The 21,318-nt window shown below is 46.9% G+C and carries 20 protein-coding genes and 2 tRNA genes; 9 read left to right on the top strand and 13 right to left on the bottom strand.

Annotation, left to right across the window (positions count from 1 at the left end; translation table 11 throughout):
- Positions 1–98: 98 nt before the first annotated feature.
- Together ABNS04_RS02375 and ABNS04_RS02370 are read right to left on the bottom strand one after the other, a co-directional pair.
- Entirely contained in the window at positions 99–1,325 is a 1,227-nt protein-coding gene (locus tag ABNS04_RS02375) for an Nramp family divalent metal transporter (RefSeq protein WP_348671177.1), read from the bottom strand.
- Positions 1,322–3,373, bottom strand: coding sequence for a GGDEF domain-containing protein (locus ABNS04_RS02370; RefSeq protein ID WP_272977844.1), 2,052 nt, complete (start codon positions 3,371–3,373; stop codon positions 1,322–1,324). The genes ABNS04_RS02375 and ABNS04_RS02370 overlap by 4 nt, the downstream gene beginning before the upstream one ends.
- Positions 3,374–3,506: 133 nt before the next feature.
- On the opposite strand from ABNS04_RS02370, the gene ABNS04_RS02365 reads away from it, so the two are divergent.
- Both ABNS04_RS02365 and ABNS04_RS02360 read left to right on the top strand, forming a co-directional pair.
- Entirely contained in the window at positions 3,507–5,360 is a 1,854-nt protein-coding gene (locus ABNS04_RS02365; RefSeq protein ID WP_348671176.1) for a GNAT family N-acetyltransferase, read from the top strand.
- Positions 5,357–6,286 (top strand): histone deacetylase family protein, encoded by a 930-nt coding sequence (locus ABNS04_RS02360; protein ID WP_272977797.1) that lies wholly within the window; start codon positions 5,357–5,359, stop codon positions 6,284–6,286. Before ABNS04_RS02365 ends, ABNS04_RS02360 begins: the two co-directional genes overlap by 4 nt.
- A gap of 13 nt (positions 6,287–6,299) precedes the next feature.
- Here ABNS04_RS02360 and ABNS04_RS02355 read toward each other — a convergent pair.
- From ABNS04_RS02355 to orn, 3 genes are all read right to left on the bottom strand, one after another.
- A tRNA-Gly gene (locus ABNS04_RS02355) sits at positions 6,300–6,375 on the bottom strand.
- 32 nt (positions 6,376–6,407) lie between these two features.
- Positions 6,408–6,483: transfer RNA gene (locus ABNS04_RS02350), tRNA-Gly, on the bottom strand.
- A gap of 68 nt (positions 6,484–6,551) precedes the next feature.
- Positions 6,552–7,103 (bottom strand): oligoribonuclease, encoded by a 552-nt coding sequence (gene orn, locus ABNS04_RS02345; RefSeq protein WP_272977760.1) that lies wholly within the window; start codon positions 7,101–7,103, stop codon positions 6,552–6,554.
- 72 nt (positions 7,104–7,175) lie between these two features.
- On the opposite strand from orn, the gene rsgA reads away from it, so the two are divergent.
- From rsgA to ABNS04_RS02330, 3 genes are read left to right on the top strand one after another with little or no spacing between them, the layout of a single operon-like run.
- Positions 7,176–8,222, top strand: a complete 1,047-nt coding sequence (gene rsgA / locus ABNS04_RS02340; protein WP_272977761.1) for a small ribosomal subunit biogenesis GTPase RsgA — start codon at positions 7,176–7,178, stop codon at positions 8,220–8,222.
- Positions 8,223–9,092 carry an archaetidylserine decarboxylase gene (gene asd / locus ABNS04_RS02335; RefSeq protein ID WP_272977762.1) on the top strand — a complete coding sequence of 290 codons (870 nt, stop codon included), beginning with the start codon at positions 8,223–8,225 and terminating at the stop codon, positions 9,090–9,092.
- The gene (locus tag ABNS04_RS02330) at positions 9,089–9,817 is read left to right on the top strand and encodes a glycerophosphodiester phosphodiesterase family protein (RefSeq protein WP_272977763.1); all 729 of its coding nucleotides are present in this window, start codon (positions 9,089–9,091) and stop codon (positions 9,815–9,817) included. The genes asd and ABNS04_RS02330 overlap by 4 nt, the downstream gene beginning before the upstream one ends.
- A gap of 8 nt (positions 9,818–9,825) precedes the next feature.
- On the opposite strand, the gene ABNS04_RS02325 is transcribed toward ABNS04_RS02330, so the two are convergent.
- The 4 genes from ABNS04_RS02325 to nudC form a co-directional block, all read right to left on the bottom strand.
- On the bottom strand, positions 9,826–12,924 hold the full coding sequence (locus ABNS04_RS02325; RefSeq protein ID WP_006954372.1) for an efflux RND transporter permease subunit: 3,099 nt from the start codon (positions 12,922–12,924) through the stop codon (positions 9,826–9,828).
- Positions 12,925–12,927: 3 nt separating this feature from the next.
- Positions 12,928–13,983, bottom strand: a complete 1,056-nt coding sequence (locus ABNS04_RS02320) for an efflux RND transporter periplasmic adaptor subunit (protein ID WP_272977764.1) — start codon at positions 13,981–13,983, stop codon at positions 12,928–12,930.
- 124 nt (positions 13,984–14,107) lie between these two features.
- Complete coding sequence (gene hemE, locus ABNS04_RS02315) at positions 14,108–15,178, bottom strand: uroporphyrinogen decarboxylase (RefSeq protein ID WP_272977765.1); 1,071 nt, start codon at positions 15,176–15,178, stop codon at positions 14,108–14,110.
- Between the two features lie 35 nt (positions 15,179–15,213).
- Positions 15,214–16,023, bottom strand: coding sequence for an NAD(+) diphosphatase (gene nudC, locus ABNS04_RS02310; protein WP_348671175.1), 810 nt, complete (start codon positions 16,021–16,023; stop codon positions 15,214–15,216).
- A 93-nt stretch (positions 16,024–16,116) separates the two neighbouring features.
- Between nudC and rsd the strand changes: the two genes are divergently transcribed.
- On the top strand, positions 16,117–16,587 hold the full coding sequence (rsd, locus tag ABNS04_RS02305) for a sigma D regulator (protein ID WP_272977767.1): 471 nt from the start codon (positions 16,117–16,119) through the stop codon (positions 16,585–16,587).
- A 63-nt stretch (positions 16,588–16,650) separates the two neighbouring features.
- Here the strand turns inward: rsd and fkpA are convergent, their stop codons facing one another.
- Entirely contained in the window at positions 16,651–17,406 is a 756-nt protein-coding gene (gene fkpA / locus ABNS04_RS02300; protein WP_272977768.1) for an FKBP-type peptidyl-prolyl cis-trans isomerase, read from the bottom strand.
- Between the two features lie 95 nt (positions 17,407–17,501).
- Between fkpA and ABNS04_RS02295 the strand changes: the two genes are divergently transcribed.
- Genes ABNS04_RS02295 through ABNS04_RS02285 form a run of 3 tightly spaced genes read left to right on the top strand, consistent with a single transcriptional unit; the run spans position 17,502 to position 19,686 of the window.
- The gene (locus ABNS04_RS02295) at positions 17,502–18,503 is read left to right on the top strand and encodes a hypothetical protein (RefSeq protein WP_006954378.1); all 1,002 of its coding nucleotides are present in this window, start codon (positions 17,502–17,504) and stop codon (positions 18,501–18,503) included.
- A 1-nt stretch (position 18,504) separates the two neighbouring features.
- Positions 18,505–18,735, top strand: a complete 231-nt coding sequence (locus ABNS04_RS02290; RefSeq protein WP_006954379.1) for a SlyX family protein — start codon at positions 18,505–18,507, stop codon at positions 18,733–18,735.
- Between the two features lie 54 nt (positions 18,736–18,789).
- On the top strand, positions 18,790–19,686 hold the full coding sequence (locus tag ABNS04_RS02285) for a phosphoribulokinase (protein WP_006954380.1): 897 nt from the start codon (positions 18,790–18,792) through the stop codon (positions 19,684–19,686).
- 4 nt (positions 19,687–19,690) lie between these two features.
- Here the strand turns inward: ABNS04_RS02285 and rlmJ are convergent, their stop codons facing one another.
- From rlmJ to ABNS04_RS02270, 3 genes are read right to left on the bottom strand one after another with little or no spacing between them, the layout of a single operon-like run.
- A complete protein-coding gene (gene rlmJ, locus ABNS04_RS02280; protein WP_272977769.1) occupies positions 19,691–20,542 on the bottom strand; it encodes a 23S rRNA (adenine(2030)-N(6))-methyltransferase RlmJ in 852 nt (283 codons plus the stop codon).
- Positions 20,539–20,955, bottom strand: a complete 417-nt coding sequence (locus tag ABNS04_RS02275) for an OsmC family protein (RefSeq protein ID WP_272977770.1) — start codon at positions 20,953–20,955, stop codon at positions 20,539–20,541. Before ABNS04_RS02275 ends, rlmJ begins: the two co-directional genes overlap by 4 nt.
- Before the next feature lie 8 nt (positions 20,956–20,963).
- Entirely contained in the window at positions 20,964–21,311 is a 348-nt protein-coding gene (locus tag ABNS04_RS02270; RefSeq protein ID WP_272977771.1) for a DUF3802 family protein, read from the bottom strand.
- Positions 21,312–21,318: the final 7 nt, after the last annotated feature.

Here is a 21,318-nt window from a genome sequence, read left to right as displayed (position 1 = left end):
CTAACAAAAAGTCTGTCGCCTATAACGACAATGACGATATAGATGTAGAAAGAAAGTTTGTCAACGAAAAATTTATTTTTAACCGCAATTATCTATAACTAACTTGTGATGGACAGCCAGACATGATGCAAACTTTTCCAGCTCAGCAAGATACTGGTTAACATGATGATGGCTGCGAATGCATTACCCACGACACTGTTTTTCATGTGCCCCATCGTCGACTGGTTACATAGCCACCAAATAAAGCCGACAATAACCGGGAGTAAAATGCCGTTAGCAACTTGAGCAAACCAGATCACTTTAATCGGCGATAGATCGAGGCTACTAATAACGACACCTAGTACTAGAATTGTTGCCCAAATGGCACGAAACGCAAAGCCTGTTAATGACTGCTTCCACCCCATGATGCCGCATAGCGCATAAGCAGATGCGAGTGGCGCAGTGGTGGCTGATGAAATACCCGCGGCACATAAGCCGAGCGCCATTAAGTACTTCGCTGAGTCGCCGAACAGGGGCGCTAAGGCAACAGCAAGATCACCGGCGGACTCAATAACGATACCTTGGGCAAAAAAGGCGCTCGCCGCCGTGGCTAATATTGCCATGGAAATTAAACCGCCTAGCGGAATCGAGATAAACGTATCGATTCGAGCGTTTTTAACCCCCTCATCACCCGACCATTTATTTGCCACCGACGCGCTATGAAGAAACAAGTTGTAAGGCACCACGGTAGTTCCGACCAGCGCGATAACGGTGATAATACTGTCCGAAGGCCAGCGCCAGCGCAGCAGACTATCGGCAACACCGAGCCAGTTTGGGTCGGTCAGCAAAAAAGTGCCGATAAACGCGAGGCTCATTAACAAAACCAGCGTAATCAGCGCATATTCGATAAACTTGGCTTTGCCTTGCCAAAGAATAGCGGCTGCTAATACGCCAAAAACTAACGGCCACCCCTGAGCAAACCAATCCGACAATAACGGTACTTGCCCTAGCACTTCCTGTGCACCGAGTGTAGCGCCCGATAAGTTACCGCCTTGGTAAACACTGTTACCAACCACGATGGCGGCAATAATAAGTGTGAAGAAAAGAATACGAAGCCAAGGCGAGGTCATTTGGGAACGGATATTTTCACCGAGCCCTTTACCCGTAATAACGCCAATACGCGACGCCATCTCTTGCAGAACAGCGCAAATGACAGTGGAAAGCATCAATGCCCATAACAGCGCATAGCCAAATTCCGCGCCAGCAAGTGAAGCGGTGACAACCGTTCCAGGACCAATAAAAGCCGCCGCAACAAGTGCGCCTGGCCCAAACTGCGACAACTTCACTCAGCGTCCTCGAGAAACTCTAAAACTAACCAGTTTTCCTCTATCGCTGCATCCGAATTGTTAATTAAGTCGTCCATATGAGCATGTCCTCGCTCTGTTAGACCCATTACACCAACCGCGCAATGACGACCACGTGCTTTGCCCGAGTAGAGTGCGAGGTCAGCCAGTTTCAATGCACTTTCCCAATCAAGTTCAGACTCACTAAAATGACTGAATGGCAACGCTATGAACCCTACCGTCGCACTGACCTCGATCGATTGCTTCGACGTTTGTACGGGCTCCGCTGACACTGCGTGTTGAATACGCTGAACCAGGGTCACCAGTTGTTGCTGCGTGACTCTATTAAAACAAAATAAGAACTCCTCACCTCCCCAACGCACGAGACTATCATCTTCACGACAAAGCTCGCGTAGGCGTTGACTCATCTCCACTAGGACCTCGTCTCCAGTGTGATGCCCAAAGGTGTCATTTATCTTTTTAAAGTTATCAATATCGAGCAAAACTAAACCCATCGAGGTCGCGACATTTTTAGTCTTTCGGGTTTCCATTGTTAGTTGCATGGAACGGCGGTTTTCGAGTCCTGTCAGTGGATCTCGTTTGGTTTGCTCCGATAAAGCAACATTGGCTTGTTGTAGCTTACGATTGGATTCCTTAACTTTTCTATAAAGCAGTAAAAGCGTAAAAAATACAAATCCACCCAGCACGATAGCTAGCCATGTAATAACGGTTTGCTGACGGTTATTTTCTATGATTTGCTCACTTAACTTATTTCGTTGCTCCAGTAAGTCGATGCGTTGCGCCTTGTCGCGATTATCGTATAGCGCCTGCATCTCGGCTAATGCCTTGCTTTGCGAGTTTTGTAGAATTTTTTCTCGGATCGACTGACGCTCTTTTAATGCTGCTGCTTGCTCTTTATAGCGCCCCATAAGCTCGTATGCTTGCGCCAACTCTTTTAATGTTTGCTCGAGCGCACTGGATTGTTCGGTATCACGAAAATAGTCAACAACACGCTTCATCTGCTGCAGACCTAGGCTATCTCCTTGCTTCACGGCAATAAAACCTAAGTTAAACTCAACCGTGCGAATCATATCGCCGTAGTCAAGCGACTGCGCTAATTCTAATGCTTCTTGTAAGTGGGACTTAGCCTTATCAAGTTGCTGTAAACGCATGTACGAGTCACCAAAATTATTCAGCACGATCGCTCTTTGATAAGGAAAGTTTTCAGTGTATGCATAAGCCTTTTTCAAGGCGTTTAGACCTTTCTCGTGATCACCTAAACTGATGTACGCATAATATTGTGTAAACCAGAGCTCATAAGAAAGCGCAGGAAATGCATTCCCCTCCATCTCAACGAGTGCTTCCTGTGAGGTTTTTAAGGCGAGATCCCATTGCTCCAATCGTATTTGAATATCAGCAATGGAAGATTTCAAATAAAGACGACGACGAAGTTGATTAATGCCCTGCATATGATCGAGTGCCGACTGGGCTTTAATTAAGTAGGCAAGCGCCACCTCATAGCGACTCCACTGCGTATATAGACTAGAAAGCAAGTTATAGGCGTAGTAATTAATACGCGGGCTGGTGACTTGAGGCATTATTGCTTCAAGGTCAGGAACCTTAACAAACGCTTTATCGACCTTATCTGCAATGACTAAAAGATCGATTCTATTCGCAAGTAGTTCGGCTTGAAGGTTTGCATCACGACTCTTTTTCACCTCATCCGCCAGCTTATCAAGAATCGAGTTCGCCTCATCATAGCGCTCAGCATAGGCAAATTCAGAGGCCCAATAACTTAACGCGCGCAACCGTGTAGCGAGTGGAGTTGCGGGAGACAAACTATCAACAATCGGCTTCAAATAAGCTTTGCCATCAAAATCGTCAGCCTGAGACTGATTAAGATAGTCGTCCAGCTTCGACTGTACCGATTTATTCGACTCGGCTTCAGCGGTCTGAGCTTCGACTAAAGACGCATAGCCGATGAGGGCAAAGCTCAGTAACAATAGACAAAGTGCTTGCGAGAATGACTGTTGAGTTTTGGCAAATTTCACGGATATGCGTCCAACTTTTTGTTATATTTTTGTGTAAGCGGCGACATTGTATACGATTTTGCAACATCCTGTAACAGTTTAGCCTATTTAGCGCACAATCTAAATAATGACGGTTCCCTCTAAGGTGGTAACTATGAGCAAACTTGATTGGTCCAAGCTATTAAAATCAGGGCAACGCATTTTTATCGGCTCCCACGCTGCCGTTCCTACAGCATTGATTGATGATCTCATCGAAAATGCAAAACACCTACACGACATTGAAATTGTGCAGCTGATGACGCTCTCTGATAATAAGTGGGCACTTCCTGAGCATCAGCAACTATTTAAAGTGAATACCTTTTTTATCGGCGGCGATAACGTACGTAGCGCCGTTAATGAGGGGCGCGCCGACTACACGCCTTGCTTTATTTCTGATATTCCCAACTTATTCAGTAATGGCATATTACCCTTAGACGCCGCACTGATCATGGTTAGTCCAGCCGATCAATATGGCTATCACTCAATGGGGGTCTCCGTTGATGTGGTGGCTGCTGCTGCCAAATCCGCTAATACCGTAATCGCACAAGTCAACGAGCATATGCCTGTTACCTTTGGTCAATCTTTCTTACACAAAAATCAGATTGATTACTTTTGGTACCACAATCAGCCGCTACCTGAATTACCACCGCCCGATACCGTAGATAACAAAATTATTGAGCGTATTGGACAGTATATTGCTTTATTGGTGCGGGACGGTTGTACTTTACAAATTGGCTTAGGTCGTATTTGTGCCGCAGCGCTGCATTACTTAGGCAACCATAAAGATCTGGGAGTCCACAGCGAACTTATTACCGACGATATCATGAACCTGATGTTACAAGGCGTGATTAATAATCGTAAAAAAACGTTCCATCCCAATAAAATTGTCACTAGCTTTTGTATGGGCAGCCAAGCACTCTATGATTTCGTCGACAGAAATCCTCATATCGGCTTTTATCCAAGCGAATATGTCAACTCACCAACGAATGTGGCACGCAATGACAACTTAATTGCCATCAACAGCGCAATTGAAGTCGACTTGACCGGACAAGTGGTATCTGACTCGATAGGACATCAATTCTACTCAGGGATTGGCGGTCAAGTTGATTTCAGTCGAGGAGCGTCATTGAGTCAAGGAGGAAAGCCGGTCATCGCCCTTCCTTCAACAACACAAGACGGCAAGACCTCACGCATCGTCGCGCACATTCGAGAAGGCGCCGGCGTAGTGACCTCGCGTGGCCATGTGCACTATGTAGTAACAGAGTTCGGTGTCGCATCACTGCGTGGTAAAAGCATCCGCGAACGTGCTTTAGAACTCATTCGCGTTGCGCATCCAAAATTTCGCCAGCAACTATTGCAGCAAGTAAGGCAACATTATTGGGTCCCCAATTATCATCAACTAACGCCAAGCGATGTGCCGGAGCTAGGAGACATTGGGTTTAAAAAAATCACCTTCGCCGGTGAGGAGTTTGATTTGCGACCATTGTATCCGTCTGACGAACGCCGTCTGCAAGAGTTTTTCTATTCGCATACCAAGGAAACGCTTCAACTACGCTACAACGCCGTTCCTACACAAATGAGTCGAGAAAAATCCTGTACTTTAGTGAGTATTGATCAGTCCGTTGACCTTGCACTGTGTATTGTGCGTCAAAAAGGCTCGGCGGCAAAAATCATGGCCGTGGGGCGCTATTACTATATTGAATCTCATAATAGTTGCGAGGTCGCGTTTGTTACTCGTGAGCATTACCAGGGTCAGGGAATGGCCAGTGTCTTACTACAAGAAATGATACGAATTGCCAAACTACGTGGGCTCGACTCAATGCAGGCAGTCGTACTCGTGAATAATAAACCCATGCTCAACGTATTTGAAAAGTCCGGATTTGTGCGTCAAGCGAGTGATGAGCCGGGTGAAGTCATGCTCAAACTCGAACTTAAGCAAAACCAAACCCAAGAAGAGTCGTCCTCATGAGTATTTACCTTTACTCTCATCCTCACTGTCTACTGCATAACCCTGATAAAGAACATCCGGAGTGTCCTGATCGAATAGACGCGGTGAATGACCAGATTATTCGTTCAGGACTCGATTTTGTGTTGACTCGCGAGCAGGCGTGTCCTGCAACGTTAGAGCATATAAAACTAGCGCATAGCGATCAGTACATCAGTGAGTTGTATCGTAAGCAGCCACACGAAGGTCATGTTTGGCTCGATCCAGATACGCCGATGACGCCCGACACGCTTGATTCTGCACTGCATGCGGTTGGCGCAAACGTGGCTGCCGTAGATAAAGTGTTAGCCGATCAAAACAAACAGGCGTTCTGCCTGGTAAGACCGCCGGGACATCATGCGACAAAGGATCAAGCAATGGGGTTTTGCGTATTTAATAATATAGCCATTGCAGCGCTGTACGCGCAGCAGGCATATGGCTTATCACGGGTAGCGATTGTCGATTTTGATGTGCACCACGGCAACGGCACTGAAGATATTGTGCAAGCGCATCCTAATATCCTGTTTTGCTCAACTTTTCAGTCACAGCTCTACCCTTATGTTGACGAGAACAACAACGATGATCACATTCTTTCTATCGCACTGCCGCCAGGCTGCAAAAGCTTAGATTGGCGAGAGGCTGTTTACTACCAAATTTTGCCTAAACTCGATGCTTTTAAACCTCAATTAATTCTTATCTCAGCGGGTTTTGATGGTCATATTGAGGATGAAATGTCGCAGTTTCTACTGAAAGAAGATGATTACTTTTGGATTACGCAAAAACTCAAGTTAATTGCCGACAAACATTGTTCCGGACGCATCGTGTCCAGTCTAGAAGGCGGCTATGATCACAGCGCATTAGGACGCAGTGTTGTGGCGCATTTAAAAGGGATGCTGGGTAGCGAATACTAAGATAAAAGAGATTTGGAGCGGGAAACGAGACTCGAACTCGCGACCCCAACCTTGGCAAGGTTGTGCTCTACCAACTGAGCTATTCCCGCATTTCGGTATAAATACTTAGGAGAGTCTGACTTGGAGCGGGAAACGAGACTCGAACTCGCGACCCCAACCTTGGCAAGGTTGTGCTCTACCAACTGAGCTATTCCCGCATCGTCAGTGCGGCGTGTATTCTACTGAAACCGCCGCCAACGTCAACCGCTTTTTCACCACGAGCCGCTTAAATGGCGAAAAAATGTGCTCTATAATGTTTGAGTTCATCAATTGACTCACGAATATCAGCAAGTGCTTCATGTGCGCCTTTCTTTTTGAACCCATTCATGGCTTCGGGCTTCCAGCGCTTGGCCAGTTCTTTTATCGTGCTTACATCGAGGTTTCGATAATGGAAAAAGGCCTCGAGCTCCGGCATGTGTCGCGCCAAAAAGCGGCGATCCTGACAAATTGAATTACCACACATAGGCGATGTCTTGGGCTCGACATACTGTGATAAAAACTCAATGGTTTCGCGCACCGCATCCGCTTCGTTATGCTGGCTCTTTTGCACTCGCTCGACGAGACCTGAACCGGTATGCGTTTTGACATTCCAGTCATCCATTTTATCGAGGTTTGCCTGCGGCTGATGAATCGCTATAGTTGGGCCCTCAGCAAGAATATTCAAATCGGCGTCAGTCACAATGGTTGCCACCTCAATAACGTGATCGTAGTCAGGGTTTAGCCCCGTCATTTCTAAATCGATCCAAATTAACCGCTGACTTTTTTGTTCTTCACTCATTCGAACTCTCTTAACTCGACTCATTTTAGGTTATGATAGCGTTAAACCGTAAGTGGCAACAAGGTAAAGCGATTGGCGAAGCAAAAACGACTGAATAAAGGGCAAAAACGTCGAATCCAACAGAACCGTGAGAAGCGTCTCGCGCAAGCATTCGACGTGCCTAGCGACCAGCTAGGTGCCAGCGAAACAGGTGTCATTGTCAGTCGTTACGGTCAGCACGCCGACTTGTTGACCGCCGATAATGAAATTATTCGTTGTCACATACGGCGTACTGTCGATTCATTGGTGACTGGTGATAAAGTACAATGGCGCCCAATGATCCAGGCGCAAGACGGTATGCGAGGCATTATCGAAGCGGTGCACGAACGTCAATCGTTGCTGTCTCGCCCTGATTATTATGACGGCCTTAAGCCAGTCGCCGCCAACATCGACCAAATATTTGTCATTTCGAGCGTGCTCCCAAGCTTTACGACACAAATTATCGACCGTTATATCGTTGCGTGCGAAGCGATCGATATTGAGCCGATTATCGTTCTTAATAAAGCCGATTTGTTAGACGAAATTGATGCTGACGAGCGCCAGCTGATTGAGCAAAGGCTGGCTGACTACCAAGCGATTGGCTATCGGGTACTGCGGGTGAGTAGTCAGACTGCAGAAGGTATGGCTGAACTTAACAACATGTTGAGTGAACATATCTCGATTGTTGTGGGTCAAAGTGGTGTCGGAAAGTCATCTATCGTCAACCGGCTTCTTCCTGACGTTGCCACCGAAACCAAAGAAGTCTCGTCAAACTCGGGTTTGGGTCAGCATACGACGACCGTGGCAACTTGGTATCCACTAAACAGTGGTGGCGCCTTAATCGATTCTCCAGGGATACGTGAGTTTGCCTTGTGGCACCTTGAACCGGAGCAAGTCGCCAGTGGCTATGTTGATTTTCAGCCTTATCTTGGGACCTGTAAGTTTAAAGATTGCAAACACAAAAATGATCCGGGCTGTGCATTGCAAGAAGCCGTGGAAAAAGGTGAAATACACCCATGGCGATTAGAAAATTATCATCGGATTATCGAGTCTATGTTGGCTAATAAGCCATCTCGAGTTTCAGCAAAAGGAAAACTGTAAGTGAGCAGCAGCGAACGATTCAAAATTGGTCTTCAATACGTACTCCCAAAGCACCTACTATCGCGTTTAGTGGGTCGATTTGCAGCGGCGAAGGCGGGAATATTTACTCAGGCTTTTATTCGCTGGTTTATCAAACAGTACAAAATTGATATGTCCGAAGCGATTCAAGAGGATCCGCGCGACTACGCCACGTTTAACCAGTTTTTTACTCGTCGCCTAAAACCTGAATTACGGCCAATCGTTGATGAGCCGGACCATCTAGCTCATCCGGTCGATGGTGCCGTAAGTCAGCTCGGAGATATTGAGGAAGGCCGTATTTTTCAGGCCAAAGGGCACGATTATTCGTTACTTGAGCTATTAGGTGGCAAAGACGAGGACGCGGCACCGTTCCGAGAGGGTTCGTTTGCCACCATTTATCTCGCACCAAAAGATTATCATCGAATCCATATGCCAGTTGACGGGGTGCTGCGTAAGATGGTGTATATTCCAGGTGACCTGTTTTCGGTCAATCCACTCACCGCACAAAACGTACCGAATCTCTTTGCCCGCAATGAGCGAGTCGTTGCAATATTTGATACCGAAGTCGGTCCAATGTCGATGGTACTCGTCGGCGCGACCATTGTTGCGAGTATTGGTACCGTTTGGTCGGGAACCGTCACACCTCCAACGGGCGCACGGATACAACATTGGTCCTACCCGACATCTGGACCTGAAGCCATTCGTATCAATAAAGGTGAAGAGATGGGCCACTTTAAACTCGGCTCCACCGTAGTGATGACCTTCGCTAAAGGAGCAATAGAGTTTGATGAAGCACTGCAACCCGGCTCGGTGGCTCGAATGGGTTCAGCGATGGCTAAGGTTCGGTCATGAAAATTTGGGCGCATCGGGGTGCGAGCTTCGAAGCGCCCGAAAACACCCTGGCGGCATTTAGTCGAGCGATTGATAGCCATGCCTTTGGTATTGAGCTTGACGTTTATGCCGTCGACGATGAGCGATTTGTATTCCACGATCGGTATTTAGAACGCTTGACCGCTTCACCCGGGCGTTTGCTCGATTTAACTCAAGTTCAAGTTAGAGCGCTTAAGGTATTCGGTCAACAACCCATTCCCACTTTACGTGAAGCACTTGAGCATATCGCGGGACATTGTCACGTCAATATAGAGTTAAAAGGGGATATCCCGAGCCAGTCGCTGCTTCTCGACATCGATTATGTTTTGCAACGCAAGCTGTTCAAACCTGATCAGATCCTCGTCTCTTCGTTTAATCACCATTGGTTACAGCGCTTAAAACACCGTCGACCAAATATCAACGTAGGTGCCTTAACCACTTGTTGCCCACTCGACTACTGTGATTTTGCATCGCGTCTTAACGCCTACTCTGTCCATGTTGACGTTGATTTTGTCACACAGGAGTTAGTTGATGACGCACACCGACGCGCATTGGAAGTCTACGTATTTACCGTAGATGAAGGGCATGATATCGAAGAATTACATGACATGGGTGTGGATGGCATTTTTACCAACCACCCGAGTTTTGCTCAGAAAATTATTGAGGGGCTTCCCGGTATAAACCGTTCGCCCCTCTGGCATTACTGACCCACGGCCTAGTGACGGTGGTCAGGGTATTCCTCTTGCAATGACTCTAAACGACGTGTAATCGCCATCGGCGATTGTGTCTTCTGCGCCATCAGCATATACAGTGCCGGTATCACAAACAGCGTTAAGAACGCCGATAACGCCACACCCGCGAAGATAACCGTACCAATCACCATACGGCTCTCTGAACCCGGCCCAGTTCCTAGAATAAGCGGAACTGAACTCATTAACGTGGTAAATGCCGTCATCACAATCGGCCGCAAACGTTGTCGCGATGCCGTAATCACTGCATCACGGAAGGACAGCCCTGCATCCCTTAATTGGTTGGCAAATTCCACGATCAGAATACCGTTCTTCGCCGCCAAGCCAATAAGCATGACAATACCAATTTGGCTATAAATATTAATGCTGTTCCCGCTCAAATACAGGCCAATAAAAGCGCCTACAATGGCGATTGGGACAGCCAGCATGATGACCAGTGGATGAATAAAACTCTCAAACTGCGCCGCAAGTACCAAGAAGGTAATAATTAATGCGAGTCCAAAGACAAATACTATCGAGCTGCCACTCTCCTTATAAAGTTGTGACTCACCTTTGTAATCAATAGAAACGTCTTCTGGAAGTTTTTTGTCGACGACTCCCTCTAGGTAGCTCAACGCTTCGCCGAGCGAATAACCGTCGGCGAGGTTGGCTTCAATGGTGACACTACGCATACGGTTATAACGATTCAACTGAGATGAAGTCGCCCGCTCGCTCACTTTCACCACATTAGATAGTGGGATCAGTTCGCCGCTTTTGCCTGACCGAACATAAATGTTGTCGATAGCACTTGGGCTGCGATAGTCAGCTTTTTCACCCTCGAGCATGACATAGTATTCTTCGCCACGGTCAAGATAGGTCGTTACCCGACGTTGACCTAAAATCGATTGCAACGTGATACCGATATCTTCAACCGAGACACCGAGATCGGCAGCTCTCACTTCATCAACTTCGATTAATAGTTGTGGCAAAGTCTCTTTATAATCACTATCAACTTCAACTAAACCCGGGTTCTTAGCGGCTTCCTCAATCACAATATCGCGATACTCAGCCAGCTTTTCGTAGGTATTACCTTGCAGTACAAACTGCACGGGACGACCACCGCCACCGCTAATACCACTGCGCATAAAGGCAAAAGCCTGTACGCCAACGACTTGGTTGAGCTTTTTACGCATCTCTTCCATAAGTTCAAACGTCGACCAATCACGTTCCTCAAAAGGAATTGCGCCAACAATCGCGATCCCCGCTGAGTTACCCCAGCCCGGCGCCCTGACGATGACGCGATCTATTTTATTTTGATCGATATAGGGCAACAGAATTTGCTCAATTTCATCCATGTGCCGCGAATTAGATTCAAAACTCGCCCCTTCTGCGCCTTTAATACTGATGTAGAAGGTACCGCGATCCTCCGGTGGTGCGAATTCTTGTGGTACAAATTGCATTGCGCCGTAACTCACCACGCCACTTAAAACGACCAGTATCAATGCCAAACTCGGGCGTTTGATACTACCCTCTAAGACTGTTGTATATTTCGCTTCAAGCCATTTGAAAAAGCGGTCAAATGCTATACCAAACTTACTGGTCCGTTCTTTCTTATGTAAGATTTTCGAGCCTAGCATGGGCGTCAGGGTAAGCGCTGCAATACTCGAGAACGCCACAGCCGCCGCAATGGCTAAAGCAAATTCGGTAAACAACTTACCGATATTGCCTTCCAAAAACGCCAAGGGTACGAATACTGAAATCAGCACAAGCGTTGTCGCAATGACCGCAAAGCCGACTTCTCGAGCACCTCGATAAGCTGCCAGTAAGGGAGGCTCGCCTTCTTCGACCCGACGATAGATATTCTCTAGCACCACGATCGAGTCATCAACCACAAGCCCGATTGCGAGCACGAGTGCCAGCAAGGTCAATAAGTTAATCGAGAATCCGAGTGAAAACAGCACAATATACGAAGCAATAATAGCCACAGGTACCGTCAACGCGGGGATAATGGTCGCTCGGATATTGCCTAAAAATAGATAAATAACCACGACAACCAGTGCCATCGCGATGAGTAGTGTGTTATACACTTCATCAATCGAGCCTTTGATGAAAATAGACGAGTCGTAACTTGTGGCTAAGTACATGGTTTCTGGTAGTGTTTTTTCTAACACTTCCATTTCCTCGCGCACATTCTCTACGACACTCAGGGTGTTGGCTTTGGATTGTTTAATGATGCCGATACCGACCATATTGACGCCATTACCACGGAAATCAGTTTTGTCGTCCTCGGCGCCAAGCTCAACACGCGCAACCTCACCCAACCGCACTAAATAACCGTCATCACCCTGACGAATCACTAAGTTTCGGAAGTCGTCCTCAGATAAATAGGCACGTGCCATACGCACAGAAAATTCGCGCTCGGTCGATTCAACTTCGCCCGCTGGTAACTCAATATTTTCCTCACGTAAGCGGCTAACGATATCCGTCACAGTGATTTGACGTGCAGCCATCGCGTCGCGATCAAGCCAAACCCGCATTGCATAGCGACGGTCACCACCGATACGCACACGCGCAACGCCATCGACAACAGCGAGACGGTCCACAATATAACGCTCTGCATAATCGGTCAGTTCGAGTATCGACATACTCTCACTACGCAAGTTATACCAAACCACCGTTGTTTCATCAGAAGACGCTTTTGAAACTTCGGGGGGATCGGATTCCTCAGGCAAATTATCCAGTGCGCGTGATACCCGTTCACGCACATCATTGGAGGCTGCATCAATATCACGTGAAAGCGTGAATTCAATGCTAATCGACGAGTTCCCTGGACGGCTGCGTGACGAGATATTTTTTATTCCCTCAATGCCACTGATTCGTTCTTCGATAAGCTGCGTGACTTGCGTCTCTACAACTTCAGCACTCGCTCCTGGGTAGTCTGTGCTGATGGTTACCACAGGCGCATCAATATCCGGAAACTCTCGCAACGGAAGCATTGTGAAAGCAACAATACCGAAAATAATTAACAGTACATTGACGACGGTGGCAAAGACTGGGCGTTTTACTGATACATCAGATAACAACATGCCCTAGTCCTCCCTTACATCGACAGGAATACCATCACGCAAGCGCACTAAGCCCTCGACGATGACTTCGTCACCCGGTTTAATGCCCTCTGTAATTTCGACTACGCCCGGCTTACGACGACCGATGCTCACTTCCACCTGTTTAGCGCGATTATCCGGTGTTAGAACAAACACATACTGACGATTTTGAATCGGTAATAACGCTTTTTCAGGAAGTATCAAAGCCTCATCAATGCTGCGTAACAAGGTAATTTGTAACAACATACCTGGGCGTAGGCGTTCATCATCATTGGCTAGTTTGGCACGAACACGCACTGACCGAGTGACAGGATCGATGCGTGAATCAATACTGGTAATGCGTCCGCGGAACTGCTCGCCGGGATACGCTCGATTTCGAGCAATGACCTCTTGGTCAACAGCGAGGCTAGCGAAATACCGTTCTGGAACACTGAAGTCCACTTTAATCGGCGAGATGTCATCTAATGTTGTAAAGGTATCCCCCGGTGCAACTAGAGCACCTGGACTCACTTCACGAATTCCCACACGACCTGTGAACGGCGCATAGATCTTCATTTCCGCTAAGGTAGCTTCGGCTACTTCAAGTTCCGCCTGTAAGCGGTTAACTTCAACATGTTGCTCCTCGACCTGCTGTTGTGACGCTGCATTTTGACGACGCAGAGAGGTTAAACGGTCAAGTTGACGCTGGGCTTCGTTGAGACTGAACTGTAGCTGCTGTACGCGAGCCACTTCTTTACGCGCATTGAGCTCAGCCAGTAGTTGACCTTTCTCGACACGATCACCGCTATCAAAATAAATTGCATCCACGATATCTTGTGTTTGCGAAGTGATTTCAACGGTCTCATTAGCTTGGGCTGTACCCAAGGCCTCAATCACATCGCGGTACTCACTCATCGAGACAACTTGTGTCTTTACGGGAACACTCGGTTGCGATTGTTCCTCCACTTGCTTAGTCGGTGGAAATGCAAAAAAATAAATCGCCAGTGCAATTAAGGCGATAACAACAAGGGTAATTGGATTAATCCAATTGCGGCGCGCCATACAATAACCTCGAGAAAAACAACATCATAATAAGGTCTATTGTATGAAAAACACCGCCCATTGGGCGGTGCATCTAACGAGTTTGAACGTGAGTTAATCGCAAATGTTTCAAAACATGTTCGATTTAGCGGTGATATTTGGGGCTGTGCTTATGAACCGCTTCTATAAATGCCCCCGCGTGGTCAGGATTCACTTCTGGATGAATCCCATGACCCAAGTTAAATACGTGGCCACTTCCTTCACCGTAACTCTCTAAAATCAACTGAACTTCTTCTTCGATACGTTTTGGAGAAGCATATAATACAGATGGATCCATATTACCTTGCAAAGCAACCTGATCGCCAACGCGCGCACGTGCATCCGACAAGTCAGTAGTCCAGTCCACGCCTAAACCATCAGCGCCCGTTTGTGCCATCGCCTCTAGCCACTGCCCACCGTTTTTAGTAAACAGCGTGACAGGTACGTGATTTCCGTCTTGCTCACGGATCAAACCAGCGACAATTTTTTCCATATACGCCAGTGAGAATTGCTTATAATCGCGTGGTGATAACACGCCACCCCAAGTATCAAAAATCATCACCGCTTGCGCGCCCGCTTTAATCTGCGCGTTGAGGTAGTCAATCACCGAGTCAGCTAACACGTTGAGTACATGATGCATCAGCTCAGGTTCAGCAAATAGCATCTGCTTAACTTTAGAGAAGTTTTTAGTACTTCCGCCCTCGACCATATAGGTCGCTAACGTCCAAGGACTGCCAGAGAAACCGATCAAGGGTACCTTGCCATCCAATTCCTGACGAATCAGGCTCACCGCATCCGTTACATAACTTAATTCATCACTCATATCGGGCACAGCAAGCCCTTTCACATCTGATTCAGTGCGCAACGGACGCGAGAATTTGGGCCCTTCACCTTTTTCAAAGTAAAGACCAAGCCCCATCGCGTCTGGAATCGTTAAGATGTCACTGAATAGGATAGCCGCATCGAGGTCAAAGCGTCGCAGTGGCTGCAATGTCACCTCGCACGCAAGTTCTGTGTTTTTGCACAGCGACATAAAGTCACCGGCTTCAGCCCGAGTTGCTTTATATTCAGGCAAGTAACGGCCCGCTTGGCGCATCATCCAAATCGGTGTTCTATCAACCGGCTGTTTCTGCAATGCTCTCAGATAACGATCATTTTTTAACTCGGGCTTTCTCATAACGTCTTCCAACATCCAATTTATTGGTTATTTTATCACTCTTGCTGTGCCTTGCCGATAGCGATTTCAATCAAACGATGCGCAATCGTACCTTCAGGTGGCGTGTCGGGTAAGTCATTAATAGAAAACCAGTCGCCCGTTTCGAGTTCCACAGGATCAATGTGTAAATCGCCTGACTGCCATTGTGCAGTGAATCCCATCATCAATGAGTGTGGAAACGGCCACGGCTGACTTAGTTGGTACTCGATATCACAGACTTCAATACCCGCTTCCTCATGCACCTCGCGCGCTAATGCTTGTTCGAGCGACTCTCCCGGTTCCACAAAGCCCGCCAAAACAGAATAGATCCCCTGCTTGTGCCGCTTGCCCCGCGCCAACAACAACGTATCTTCTTTTCTTATTGCCACAATGATGCAAGGGGAAACACGCGGGTAACAGCGGTGATTACACTGCTGACAATGCATGGCGAGTTCCCAGTCCACCGCTTGCATACGCGCCCCGCAACGACCACAGAACCGATGTTGGTTAATAAAGTCCATCACCTGACGCGCTCTCCCAGCCATCGCGAACTGCTCTTCATCATGCACCGAGAGTAAGCTCCGTAGTGGCACAAACTCACCGCCTACAAAAGCAGGATCATTAAGGTCAGCCACAATAAGGTAACATGGTCGCTCTCTCAACTCGCCTAAATAGACCACTGTATATTGAGACAGATCAGGAAAGTTCAGTGATGCCATCGGTCCCGAGGGAACGTTACCATTCTCGGTTATAAAAACATCACCCGCCGAGCAAATAAACCAACGTGCGGGTTCGTCTTTCGATGGTTTTACATAAGGCTTAACCAAGTTACACTCCTTAGAGTAAAGATCGCCAATTTTGATTGAGAAAAGCATTCGACACCTTTACAGTATGTCGAAGATCTCATTTCGGAGAACCCCATGTTAAAGAAAAGTGAGGAAGCACGCCAGCGTTGGGGCGGAGCTCATGACAGCATTGACCAATGGTTAACTGAACGACAAGACCTTCTCGTTAACTATTTTAAGCTAGCCGCCCTTCCTCCCTATGAAGGTGTACGCAACGGCTTACCTGATGTCACTGACATTCGTGATTTCTGTGGTCAATTAGTCGACTACGTATCGAGTGGTCATTTTGAAATATATGAACAATTGATGAAGCAAGCGAGAGAGAATAAGCAACCCCTCGAAGCCTTGTTAGAACAAGTATTTCCACTCATCAGCGATACCACCGAAATCGCTTTAGACTTTAATGATAATTACGGTGAAATTGATTCAAATAATCACCTAAATCAATTTGATCGTGATCTATCAGCACTTGGTGAAGCCATTGAATTGCGAATGGAATTTGAAGACCAGTTACTACATCACTTAGAAACACACAAAGCGCTATAAATGATTCGATGAACAATAGAAAACGGCCGCAATTGCGGCCGTTTTTTGTATGTAAGTGACAACTTACTGTTGAGTCTCAGATTTATCAGACTCTTGCTTATCTTTCACGTCCAATAGCTCAACAGTGAAGATTAACGTTGAATTAGGTGGAATTTGACCACCCACTTCGCGATCACCGTAAGCTAGCTCTGCTGGAATAACAAAGCGGTATTTTGCACCCTCTTTCATCAACTGCAGGCCTTCAGTCCAGCCTGGGATCACACGATTAAGTGGAAAGACTGTCGGTTCGCCACGCTCATAGGAGCTATCAAATACTTCGCCATTGACTAAAGTGCCTTCATAGTGGACTTCTACAATGTCATCTTCACTAGGGCTATCACCTTCACCCGCTTCAATCACTTCGTATTGAAGACCCGATTCGGTTACCTTAACGCCATCTTTTTTAGCATTTTCTTCTTGGAACGCTTTGCCTTCTTTCGCAGCTTTGCTACCTAATACATTCTTGCGTTGTTCCATCACTTTTGAACGTAAGTCATTCAGTAGTTTGTCAGCTTCTTCGTCAGATAATTTATTTTCACCTTTGACGGCATCAACAAAACCCGCAATCACGAGTTGACGGTCAAGCATCACTTCTGCTTTTTCCTGATCATCAAGGTTACGAGCAACAAAACTACCCACTGACGAACCTAGCGCATAAGCTTGCTTTTCTTGTTCTGATTCGAGTTTCTTCTGGCTAACAGGATACGGTTCTTGCTGCGAACATGCAGTAATAGCCAGCGCAATAGCCGATAGCGCTAGAGGTTTCATCATTCGGTTCATCTTTTTCTCCAATTAACATCCCGTAAAGTAATTGACTATGCCATAATCAAATTGTTCGGTCAGCCCCATACTACACAACACCATAAGGCTTGCCCATGAATATTAAACAAAACGTCGTATTCAGTCTTGGTCTTGTAATCAGCATGCTGCTATTTGGATGCACGCCAGCACCCGAGCAGATACATAAAAAAGCCCATTCCGAAGCTGGCACATACGTGGCAGACATCGCCGATGATGGCTCCTTTAGTGTCGTCGCGACTGACAGTAACGGCGTCTTATTATGGCCACGCTACGCGAATGATGCCAAGTATCAATGGCGCCAAGATGATGCTGATGTGTCACAAATAATTGCCGTCGATATTAGCGCCGATGGCGCAACTGTAGCCGCGGCAAGTCGTAAGGCATTTAGCCTTTGGGACGTTGATAAAGGAACTAACATAGGTTATTGGCAATCAAGCGGAGCGGACATTAACAATATTGCCGTCTCTAATAACGGCTCCACCATCGTACTTGGGCTAAACAACGGTACTCAGATCGCATTTAATCCGCAGTCGGGTCGACGCCTTGAGTTTTACGGTCATCAAAGCTCAATCACTGACTTGGTCATTACACCCAATGGTCGCTATGCCTTGAGCGGAAGTACCGATCAAACAGCCATTCTGTGGTCAACTGAGTCTGGACAACCCATACATCAATGGCAGCATGAGACTCGCTTAACAAAGGTGGCATTAGACAGCGGTGGACGCTATGCCCTCACCGCTGGGAGTTTAGATAAAGCCTATATCTGGGATGTAAACTCCGGTGAGCAAGTAAAGCAACTCGATATCATCGAGCGTGTTAGAATATTTAGTAGTGCACGTTTCAGTCAGTCAGGTAAATTTTTAATTACCGGCTCGCCGTCTCGTCAAATCACACTTTGGCGTACTAAAACCGGCGAAGAACTTAGGACGTGGAACGTCGAGTTACGCGATAGCCATCGACCTAATAATGCCGTGGTATTATCAACCTGGCTTAACGAGAGTACCGGCATGGTCATGAGTGAGAGCTCCGCAGGCTATGGCGAATGGTGGCAACTAGAACCTAACTGGCAGCAGTAATATGAGTGAAGAAGAACGCTTACAAAGTAGAATTGATAATTTGGAATCACAATTAGCATTCCAAGAAGATGTCATTGACGCGCTGAATCAGCGCGTCACTGATCACAACCGCGAGCTCGCAGAGGTAGCGCGGCGCATGAAGTATTTAGGCGAACGATTAAGACAAGTGCAAGACAGTCAATCATCACCTGATGCGGATCCGAGTGTTGAGCCTCCACCGCCACATTATTGATCGTGACGCGGTTATCCGCTATAACAGATGTTCATCCATTGTTAATAGGTTTTTATGTCTTCGAAGCATCCTATCATTGCGGTAACGGGTTCGTCAGGTTCGGGAACAACCACGACAGGTCAAGCACTACGTCATATCTTTCGATCCCTCGATGTATCAGCTGCTTTCGTAGAAGGTGATAGTTTTCACCGTTATTCTCGACCAGAAATGGATGTCGCAATTCGTAAGGCGCAAGAGCAAGGGCGCCATATTAGCTACTTTGGACCTGAAGCAAATGATTTCGAGCGGCTTGAATCGTTGTTCGAAGAATACGGCCGCACGGGTAATGGACAAATTCGACGTTATTTACACACTTTTGACGACGCCGTCCCCTACAATCAAATGCCAGGCACATTTACGCCATGGGAAGACATGCCAGAAAACACCGACGCATTGTTCTATGAGGGGTTACATGGAGGCGTTTGCGGCGACGGTTATGATGTCGCTAAACACGTTGACTTATTGATTGGCATGGTACCCATCGTCAACTTAGAGTGGATCCAAAAGCTCGTTCGCGATACGCAGGACAGGGGGCATTCACGCGAGGCCGTCACGACTAGTATTATTCGTAGTATGGAAGATTACATTTACCATATTGTCCCCCAGTTCTCACGCACTCATATAAACTTTCAGCGCGTTCCGACCGTTGATACCTCCAACCCGTTTAGCGCCAAAGAAATACCGTCTCATGACGAGAGCTTTGTCGTTATTCGTTTTCGTGGAATGAAAAACGTCGACTTCCCGTACTATCTGCAAATGATCGACGGTTCGTTTATGTCGCGTACCAACACGCTTGTCGTGCCCGGTGGTAAACAAGCACTCGCAATGGAGTTAATACTAACACCTTTAATTGAACAAATTATCGAGCGCAAAACGCAGTTGCGTACCCAAGTGGATTGGCTCGATAATTAAGTCGTTACTCTTCAACAAGCCAAAAAGTACGCGAATGAGCTGACTCATCTTGAGCAAGAACACGTTGCAGGTAGTTCATCACATCAGGTAACTGTTGCTGTATTCCATAAGGGGGGTTAACCCAAACGTAACCGCACCCATAAAGACCGGCACTGGGGTCAGGCTCTTTTACCATCAGTTCAATCGCCAAGGTTTTTGGTAAGCCCTCGAGCTCACTGAGTTGACCGTAAAAGTCAGCCACTTTCGCATCGTCTTTAAGCGGGAACCAAACGGCAAAACTTCCCGCCGCCCAACGCTTAATACCCTGTTGGATAGCCGCTACAATATCATCAAACTCGTTAACCGATTCGAATGGTGGATCGATTAACACGAGTCCTCGCTTCTCATTAGGAGGCATTTTAGCTTTTAGTACTTCATAACCATCAAATGGCGCAAGTACCTCTAAGCGACTCGTTTGCTGCCCTTCAAGATTAGCCTTTAACGCCTCGGCATCTTCTATATGCAGCTCGCTCACAATATGTCTATCGTTCGCTCTCAATAATTGTTGCACTACCCAAGGCGAACCTGGATATGACTTCAACTCACCTTGCTCATTTAAACCTTCAACAATATCTAAGTAAGGCTTAACAAAAGCTGGCGCATCGGCATCGTTCCACAGCCTGCCAATACCCTCTGGATACTCATTCGTTTTACCGGCTTGCTCAGAGGTCAGATCGTATAGCCCAATCCCGCCGTGGGTATCGAGCACACAAATAGGCTTGTCTTTCTGCTTGTAATAGTCAATCGCCATGACCACCAGAAGATGTTTGAATACGTCAGCAAAGTTGCCAGCGTGATAAATATGTCGATAATTCACGCTTCGATAATCTTATAACTGTGAGTCATCTCAACACTGGCTTCCAGCATTTTAGCGACCGAGCAATATTTATCGGCTGACAGCTTAACTGCTCTGTCCACATGCGTTTCGGCGACATTTTGTCCTGTTACCACGAATTCCAAATGCACCTTTTTAAACACTTTCGGGGTGTCACTCACTCGTTCACCGGTCACACGACATTCACAGTGCATGACCTTTTGTCGTGCCTTTTGTAGTATGCTCACCACATCCACTGAAGCACAACTTCCGGCAGCCATTAGTATCGCTTCCATGGGACTGGCAGATGTTTTAGCATGCCCATCAAGTACCATTTGATGGCCACTCCCAGACTCGGCAACGAACGTCAAATCATCAAGCCACTTGACGGTCGCATTCAGGGTATTATCAGACATAAAAGCAATTAACCTTTAGTATTGAGACGCTGATCGAAGAGGTTTTTTACTAAACCTACGAATTCAATAATGCAGGCCTCTTGTTGTTCGGAGGGATGATTGTTTAGAACAGAAGAAAGGATTTCTTCTAAATCATACATGATAGCGTCAGCTTCTCTTACCATATCGAGCCGAGTATCTTGGTCGATATCATTTTGCTCGAACAACGCCATCATATGCTGAGAAAGTTGCTCTTCAAGCACATCACGTAGGGTGTAGTTGGCACTACCCGCTGGCAGCTTCCGCTGTTCAAACAACGGAAGCTGCCCAGTCAAGTAGTGAATAAGTTCGACGTAACCGTCTGTCTCAGTAATCATTGAGATA

Origin of the sequence: uncultured Idiomarina sp. (assembly GCF_964010655.1) — a bacterium.
In the GTDB taxonomy this organism is placed as follows: domain Bacteria; phylum Pseudomonadota; class Gammaproteobacteria; order Enterobacterales; family Alteromonadaceae; genus Idiomarina; species Idiomarina baltica.
This window is presented reverse-complemented; position numbering and strand designations above follow the sequence as displayed.

What these genes read in the sequence shown, in the direction of transcription:
- ABNS04_RS02290 (WP_006954379.1), top strand. Translation starts at nt 18,505, where the DNA reads ATGAGTGAAGAAGAACGCTTACAAAGTAGAATTGATAATTTGGAATCA.
- ABNS04_RS02360 (WP_272977797.1), top strand. Translation starts at nt 5,357, where the DNA reads ATGAGTATTTACCTTTACTCTCATCCTCACTGTCTACTGCATAACCCT.
- rsd (WP_272977767.1), top strand. Translation starts at nt 16,117, where the DNA reads ATGTTAAAGAAAAGTGAGGAAGCACGCCAGCGTTGGGGCGGAGCTCAT.
- orn (WP_272977760.1), bottom strand. Translation starts at nt 7,103, where the DNA reads ATGAGTGAAGAACAAAAAAGTCAGCGGTTAATTTGGATCGATTTAGAA.
- ABNS04_RS02320 (WP_272977764.1), bottom strand. Translation starts at nt 13,983, where the DNA reads ATGGCGCGCCGCAATTGGATTAATCCAATTACCCTTGTTGTTATCGCC.
- ABNS04_RS02275 (WP_272977770.1), bottom strand. Translation starts at nt 20,955, where the DNA reads ATGTCTGATAATACCCTGAATGCGACCGTCAAGTGGCTTGATGATTTG.
- ABNS04_RS02325 (WP_006954372.1), bottom strand. Translation starts at nt 12,924, where the DNA reads ATGTTGTTATCTGATGTATCAGTAAAACGCCCAGTCTTTGCCACCGTC.
- ABNS04_RS02295 (WP_006954378.1), top strand. Translation starts at nt 17,502, where the DNA reads ATGAATATTAAACAAAACGTCGTATTCAGTCTTGGTCTTGTAATCAGC.
- ABNS04_RS02285 (WP_006954380.1), top strand. Translation starts at nt 18,790, where the DNA reads ATGTCTTCGAAGCATCCTATCATTGCGGTAACGGGTTCGTCAGGTTCG.
- ABNS04_RS02270 (WP_272977771.1), bottom strand. Translation starts at nt 21,311, where the DNA reads ATGATTACTGAGACAGACGGTTACGTCGAACTTATTCACTACTTGACT.
- fkpA (WP_272977768.1), bottom strand. Translation starts at nt 17,406, where the DNA reads ATGAACCGAATGATGAAACCTCTAGCGCTATCGGCTATTGCGCTGGCT.
- ABNS04_RS02365 (WP_348671176.1), top strand. Translation starts at nt 3,507, where the DNA reads ATGAGCAAACTTGATTGGTCCAAGCTATTAAAATCAGGGCAACGCATT.
- hemE (WP_272977765.1), bottom strand. Translation starts at nt 15,178, where the DNA reads ATGAGAAAGCCCGAGTTAAAAAATGATCGTTATCTGAGAGCATTGCAG.
- ABNS04_RS02330 (WP_272977763.1), top strand. Translation starts at nt 9,089, where the DNA reads ATGAAAATTTGGGCGCATCGGGGTGCGAGCTTCGAAGCGCCCGAAAAC.